The organism is uncultured Microbulbifer sp., from assembly GCF_947498635.1.
Taxonomy (GTDB): Bacteria; Pseudomonadota; Gammaproteobacteria; order Pseudomonadales; family Cellvibrionaceae; genus Microbulbifer; species Microbulbifer echini.
In genome coordinates, this window is sequence record NZ_CANMKV010000074.1 from 1 (window position 1) to 5,865 (window position 5,865).

The following is a 5,865-nucleotide window of genomic DNA, read 5'->3' on the forward strand; positions in this document are numbered from 1 at the left end:
GAAGCGGGTAATTTTCTTGCATCAATAATATCCATTTGGATATTATATAGAACTATAGGATCGCCGGGTTAATAACTACAGCTACCTACGAGAAAACGGCATCAATGCCTACATACCTGACAATAAATTCCGTTCACGTGATAAAGCTTTTGCTAAGCAAAAAAACAAGTATGGCAAGCGTAATCAAAAAAGTAGAGCTAGTACTGAGCAGACTTTCCCAGCTAGTGAATTTACATTCAACAAGAAAAAGAAAACCTGCATCTGTCCTGCAGGAAAATCCATGCTCTTGTTAAAAGAAGAGCATGTCAGTGAGGGTAAGAAAAAGCTATTGTTCGAAGGGCGCCTCACTGACTGCAGGGAATGCAGTCTTAAAAAACAATGTATGCGAAACCCAGATTCTGCGGGCTCTCGAAAAGGACACGGAAGGCAAGTATCCCTTACTTGGACAAACGGACGGACAGCCACGGACTGGATGAAAAAACGGGTTGATAGTATCGAGGGTAAGGCCATTTATGGGCATCGAATGTCTGTTGTCGAGCCAGTATTTGGGAACATTGGTACCAACAAGCGATTGAATCGCTTCTCGCTACGAGGAAAAAGTAAGGTTCAGGGACAATGGCAGATGTTCTGCTTGGTACATAACATTGAAAAGTTGATGAGATATGGCAGTATCCACTGACTGAGGGTAAATTAAGGGCGTCAAGACGCCTAAATTTAATACAATGAAAGAAATTTGGTGGTATAGCTAAATTTAGCCCGAAATTTTAATTGGGAGAGTCTGGGAAATGGCAGCTTTTTATAAAACTGTTTTTCTACAGCCTCGTTAAGAGTACGATATGATGCAGGCCCCCAATAAAAAAATAACCTTGATTATTTCTTGGTCCACACTTTTATTTGTAGTTGTTGTTTCAGCTTAGGATTACATATCTGGTGATGAAGAGACATGGATTCATTACGTGAACCTGGAGAGCCCTAAGATTTTTGGTGAGTATAACCCCGGCGGTGATTGTGCTAAATACATGAATTTTCATCAAGGTCCGAGCGGATGCCGGCGTATTGACGGTCCTTATCGTGTTATCAATGCGTTTGCTGATCTCATCTTATAAGAAGCGTACTCTTAACAAGGGGTTCCAGCCGACGTTGTGAGGCAATATGAGCGATTTTAAGGCGGTTACTATCGCGATTTATGGTGGTGTTTTAGCGTTAATTGTTGGGCTAGTTGCATTTTCATTAAATTGGAATGTCTGGGGCGGCGGTATGCCCGGATATAAGATACTTCTATTTCCGGGAAATCTAACCCTTGTATATGTATGGCACCCATTGCTAACTGAAGAAATAGATTTCTGGCCAAAGCTCTTCCTCCATTCACTCGGTCAGTTCACAGTAGTTTCAGTTACTGTTTGGTTGATCACTGTTGGGGTGAGGAGGTTGCTTAGTGTCCGTCCCACATAACAAACAGCGGCAATATCGGTCCTAAGGGCCTGGACCCAAAACGCTACGCTTCACTCGCCGTTGTGCAGTGCGTCAAATACCATGAGAGACATCGAAATAATTTTCAGGGAAATAGAGAATGTACCTGATTTCACTGGGCACAATATTGATTCTTTGAAATATACAAACGGCTATGGGGATACTCCGCTACATATTGTTTCAAGCTGCGGGAAGTGTGAAGCCAGCGGTATCTCAGTATCGGCAGGTGCTAATGTAGACGCTATTGGGGAAAGTGGATTTACCCCTTTGGATTGTGCTGCCGAACAGAACAAACCTGATGGGGTTGTTTTTCTTCGTAGGTTAGGTGCCAAAACTATACACGATAGTGGCGGCGAAACACCATTGGAGCTTGCATTCTCATTGGGCAATAAAGAGGCAGTTAATGCACGTAGCCAAAGCATTTAACATGCCACTCAACCCCTTCCGACCGCAAAGAGCACAGCCCCTCACTGGGCTCGTTATGTCGCCGTAAGCCGATTAATGAAAAATGATTTCATATGAATATTTTTGAAATGATGAGGGCAGCGAAGCTTCATTCGCCGACATTATTGCTTCTTCTTCTTCAATTGATTGGAGTAATGATAGTTTGTATTGCTAGCCAGAAGTAAAAATAGGAATTGGATGTTGGTGACTGTGACTGACCTGCTTCCTGAGATAAACTATCTTGCTCTGTTGTACTGCATCGGTATGCCTCAATCGGAAGGTAAGCCCTATGAATCATAAGACAGCGCGACCGGTGGCTAACAATCGCAAGCAAACTGCCCTCCGGCTGCTGGCGGTTGTTGCGGGCGTTAGCTTTCATCAGACCCTGGAGAAATAATGAAATATCTCATAATAATTGTAACAGTGTTCTCTATTGGCGGCTGCATGACCGCAGATCTTACTGCGAGAGGGCCAGCTTTTAACGAGATTCAAAATATTCCAGAGGGCAAATCTGTAGCGTACTTTTATACGCAGGATTATCGAGGGGGTAACGCCTGCTGGCTCATTGGGATTGATTCCGTTCGTTCAAAGTGCATGGGGTTTCCTGGTTACGTCGCGCTTTTAGTTGACGCAGGTCAACGTACGATCTCAACCACTCCAAATGCACCAATCAAAATCGCAAACGGAAAATTCGATTTTAACTTTGAGAAAGGAAAATCTTACTATTTTGAATGGGTGGAAATTCCCCGTAGGAAAATCAAAGAAGATTATGTATTCACTATGTACAATATGGCTTATGATACTAGATTTGGATGGCAAGTCATTCCTTACGACCAAGCTTTACCCGTAATTTCATCGCTGAATTCATGGCAGTAAGCTAAAAAGCCATCAACTGAACGTTCTCTGTGTCGCTTAAAGTGTGCTTAAATTCATGCCTATTTTCGTGGGTAGGATTAAAGTACCCATTTCGATATATAAAACATCTTTGGGTATCGAAAAGTGCGTTCTCGAGGTGTAAAGAAAAACACCCAGCGTCTGTGCCTGCTGGTCAGTTTCATCAATTTGTTAATTGTGAAAAATATCTTCTGACCTAGGGTCAGTGTGCCTGAAATCTGTAAAGTGTGGATCTTAGGTGATGGTAGTGATGATGGATACGTATGAGAAATTGAAAGCCGAATAAAACGCAGTTCTTTTTTTAGTGGCGTAAGGCGTAAGAGGTAAAGTAGGGGTGGAAGCCTGTTTATTGGAACTTCCCGCGTTTGAGGGTGGTTTTTAAGTGTTATTCCACCCTTTTCTCAAAAATCATGTTGTGTACAGTTTGCTCTTAGGTTGCGGAGCCCTTAACCTGTGGTTTTATTCGGACTCTACAGTAATCAGTAACGTGCCCGTAAAAGGAGCAAATGCCTGATTAGGTTCCCATTCATTTTCGGGAATAATAATGTCAAAAGTGGCATTGTCGTTGGAGCAGTTTGTTGCTTGAAGTATATTGTTGGGAATCGGCGCTCCGGCCACCACTGTCACGGGAACCTGTCCATCGTTTTCATATAGCATGTCATAACTGATTGATACGCCTCCACTTCCAACTATGGAAAATGAGGGATCTGTTCCATTATTTTGAAAGGTGATGCTGTAAGTTGAAAATCCACTACCCGCAACACAAAATCTATCAGAGCCTATTGCTGGGGTTCCTGGTGTGGGATCTGAAATGGTAACCGGGTCAACATTTTGAATTATGATGTTTTCATTAAATTGAAGGGTTATCATGCTTGTTGCTGTGTCGGTAGCTTGCGAGAGAGCAGGCGTGGCAGAGCAGATTGCGAGACCGGCTGCGGCTATCGATGTTAGTAATTTGAGTATAGAAATCTTCATTCGGTACTTCCTTTTCATAAGAACACACAATACCTGTGATAGAAAAACACCAAAGCTATAGGTGAGTGATTATGCCTAGCCTTAAAATGTTAGCTGCTATTTTGTAATACTGATGTGTGTGGTTTGTTTTCCAGGTAAATTTAGGAATAAATTACTGATTTTTGAGAAGAATTTCTTATTTTATTAGTGGGTTCTTTGAGTGCTAAGCCAGATATAAAGTGTTGTGGCCATCGTGTCGGACGTCTGCCTAAGTACATTTCTTGAAATCGATGGGAGTTACATCGCCCTGCATGTATGTGTTCGGTGTGGGTTGTCGTAAGTGATTTATATCCTCGTATCTGTTATTGCAAGCACCTTATCGAATAGAGGTTCCCCGTTGATCACTCCCGCTTCAAGTTGCGAAAAAAACACTTAGTAGATACGTTATCCCAACAATTTTCCTTGCGGCTTATTGAGTAGACCATCCCATGCTGATGTATTAATGCTAGGCAAGTATGACTGGCATATCAGCGAGCTGTTTCTCGTCACTTTTTTTCATATTTTTGCTTCGTTCAGAGGCTTGCTCAGTGTGCCTGGTTCTAACATCCAGCAGTTGCCATATCCTGATCAAGCCACAATATTATGGTCATCGAAATTCAGCCGAATTTTGTATTGCTGAATTCGAAATCATCCACAATATCCATTTATCAGTTGTGCACTTGTTTTTGGTTTTTATCGCAAATAATTGAAATCATGACAGTGGTCCGATAGCCGTTGATTCATCTCTAGCCCCTGCACATGTTGATGTGGTCGTGATGGCCCACCAGGCAGCCAAGCGTTGATTTGGAGGTAAGGCGTCGGTTAGGTGCCAGCGGAGAGGTTAAAAAGGAGCTGGGCTGCCTAAGTATGCAGTTTTTGGGCGATTGCCCTATTTAATAAGGGTTACAATTTGTACCACAACAAAAAAGGCTTACGCCGTGAGACGTAAGCCCTTCTACGATACCGGCGATGCACTGGAAAACCGCACCCTCGCGGATCTGCTCAACCGCCAGAATAGGGCGCTGATCGGCAATGAAATTATCAGCTTCGGAGAGGCGGAAGAAATCAGCACCGGCGTATGGGAGCTGGGTTACTTCCTGCGCGGGCGCCTCGGCACTACACCCACAAACCACCCGGCGGGCACCCGCTTTGTATTGCTCAAGCGCAATACCCTGAATCACATTCCCACCGAACGCTACAACCTCGAACAGACCTTAAACTTCCGCGCCACCAGTATTGGCAGAGCCAAGGAAACCAGCACCAGCGGTACCTTCAGCGGCGCCAGCCACACCGAACCCGCAACGGCGAATCTCAGCCTCACCGCGCAGGCGGCCAGCTGGTTACCCAGTGGTTCGGAGTAGGGCGCCTCGGCGGCCACGCCGCCTACGATCAAAGCCAGTTTTTTAGCGGCTACCGGGTAACGGTAAATGACCAAAGTACAGACACCACAGCAACCACCTTATCCATCACAGCTCCAGGCCCGACTGCATAGATCACGGTATGGAAAAATACCATGAGCACCACACCGAACAACGGTATTCTCTACGCTCAGGAAGGCAGCCTCACCCCGCCACTACCTCAATCAGGCCCTGTACACCATCGACGCACTGCTACAGCTGGAGGTGTAAGCCATACAGAACGATCCCCCGGCCTCCACCAACGACCTAGTGGCTACTGGCTCCGGTGCTTGGGCCGGGAAAGACGGCCAGCTGGCTCGCTATGAAGAGAGCCCCGGCTACTGGCAATTTTTCCCCGCAAAAGAGGCTCTAAATAAAGCGGATGGCCTGCTGTATATCAACGGCAGCAGCGGCTGGCAGATTGCCAACCGCCCGGCAACGCTGCCGGTGATTACGGGCAGCACAAGTAGCGATTTGGCAGGGTTGGTTGGGCAGATGCTGGGAGCATTGAGTGGGGTTTACTGGGATTATCAAACGACCTAGCTTGCTTTTGGCTATCAGGGATCAAAAGCCCCTTCATATATCCACAGGAAAAAAGATACTAACCTTTTGACTTTTAAGGGGTTTTCAAAAGGATATATAGCAGCGAAAATGCCGGGATATGATG

Annotated in this window: 7 protein-coding genes; 6 read left to right on the top strand and 1 reads right to left on the bottom strand. The window is 45.2% G+C overall.

What is annotated here, in order from left to right; genetic code table 11:
- Window positions 1–259: 259 nt before the first annotated feature.
- The 4 genes from Q1A69_RS19575 (at window position 260) to Q1A69_RS19590 (ending at window position 2,790) form a co-directional block, all read left to right on the top strand.
- The gene (locus Q1A69_RS19575; protein WP_299589462.1) at window positions 260–679 is read left to right on the top strand and encodes a transposase; all 420 of its coding nucleotides are present in this window, start codon (window positions 260–262) and stop codon (window positions 677–679) included.
- Window positions 680–1,152: 473 nt separating this feature from the next.
- Complete coding sequence (locus Q1A69_RS19580) at window positions 1,153–1,452, top strand: hypothetical protein (RefSeq protein WP_299589445.1); 300 nt, start codon at window positions 1,153–1,155, stop codon at window positions 1,450–1,452.
- 81 nt (window positions 1,453–1,533) lie between these two features.
- Window positions 1,534–1,896, top strand: coding sequence for a hypothetical protein (locus tag Q1A69_RS19585; protein WP_299589447.1), 363 nt, complete (start codon window positions 1,534–1,536; stop codon window positions 1,894–1,896).
- A gap of 414 nt (window positions 1,897–2,310) precedes the next feature.
- On the top strand, window positions 2,311–2,790 hold the full coding sequence (locus Q1A69_RS19590) for a hypothetical protein (protein ID WP_299589450.1): 480 nt from the start codon (window positions 2,311–2,313) through the stop codon (window positions 2,788–2,790).
- A gap of 477 nt (window positions 2,791–3,267) precedes the next feature.
- Here the strand turns inward: Q1A69_RS19590 and Q1A69_RS19595 are convergent, their stop codons facing one another.
- A complete protein-coding gene (locus Q1A69_RS19595; protein WP_299589453.1) occupies window positions 3,268–3,783 on the bottom strand; it encodes a hypothetical protein in 516 nt (171 codons plus the stop codon).
- 956 nt (window positions 3,784–4,739) lie between these two features.
- Here Q1A69_RS19595 and Q1A69_RS19600 point away from each other — a divergent pair.
- Together Q1A69_RS19600 and Q1A69_RS19605 are read left to right on the top strand one after the other, a co-directional pair.
- The gene (locus tag Q1A69_RS19600; protein WP_299589456.1) at window positions 4,740–5,162 is read left to right on the top strand and encodes a hypothetical protein; all 423 of its coding nucleotides are present in this window, start codon (window positions 4,740–4,742) and stop codon (window positions 5,160–5,162) included.
- A gap of 306 nt (window positions 5,163–5,468) precedes the next feature.
- Window positions 5,469–5,741, top strand: a complete 273-nt coding sequence (locus Q1A69_RS19605; protein ID WP_299589459.1) for a hypothetical protein — start codon at window positions 5,469–5,471, stop codon at window positions 5,739–5,741.
- Window positions 5,742–5,865: the final 124 nt, after the last annotated feature.